This is a genomic window from Bradyrhizobium sp. NAS96.2 (assembly GCF_001908235.1).
Lineage (GTDB): Bacteria > Pseudomonadota > Alphaproteobacteria > Rhizobiales > Xanthobacteraceae > Bradyrhizobium.
In genome coordinates, this window is record NZ_LGHK01000387.1 from 1 (window position 1) to 584 (window position 584).

General features: G+C 66.3%; 1 protein-coding gene. It reads left to right on the forward strand.

The window, feature by feature from the left end; translation table 11 throughout:
• The first annotated feature begins 44 nt into the window (after positions 1 to 44).
• Positions 45 to 404 (forward strand): phage fiber-tail adaptor protein, encoded by a 360-nt coding sequence (locus tag AC628_RS41480; RefSeq protein WP_074132551.1) that lies wholly within the window; start codon positions 45 to 47, stop codon positions 402 to 404.
• Positions 405 to 584: the final 180 nt, after the last annotated feature.

Sequence of the window (584 nt, forward strand, 5' to 3'; positions counted from 1 at the left end):
ATCCCTGACGCCGTGACGCTGCTCATGCTATCGGAGGTCTGGTGATGGCCGATCGCATCCTCAAGGCGCCGCGCAACGCGCGGACGCTACTGTTCTGGCCGGCGAAGGCGCCGGAGGAGGTCGTCGAGCGGGGTTTCGATTGGTCCGACGTCCTGCTGACGCCGGCCGAGGCCGCCAGGCGCGCCGCCGGCGAGGACGTCGCGCCGGCGGGCGGTATCAAGTCCTCGAGCTACGTGCTGCCGCAGGGCATCGTCGCGAGCTCGTCGAGCAGCTCGGCGACCGTTGCCCTGGTGACATTGACCGGCGGCGAGCTCGGCCGCGTCTACAGCATCACTAACCGGATCGAGACCGCGACCGGGCAGCAGCTCGAGCGCGTCGTCAAACTGCGCATTCGCGCGAAATGATTGTGCGATGGACCGCGTCACGGCGCTGGTCGCGATCGCGCATCTGAAATTGCGGCTCGAGCTGCTCGAGCGGCATCCGCAACTCTTGGAGGGAATCGACATGATCGACATCAAACGGCCGCTCGAGCTCGCCGGCATGAAATCGCGGCTAACGCGGGCGAAAAAGCAGCAAGAGGATCT

Excerpts from the sequence above, each read along its gene's own strand:
- AC628_RS41480 (WP_074132551.1), top strand. The coding sequence starts at position 45 with ATGGCCGATCGCATCCTCAAGGCGCCGCGCAACGCGCGGACGCTACTG.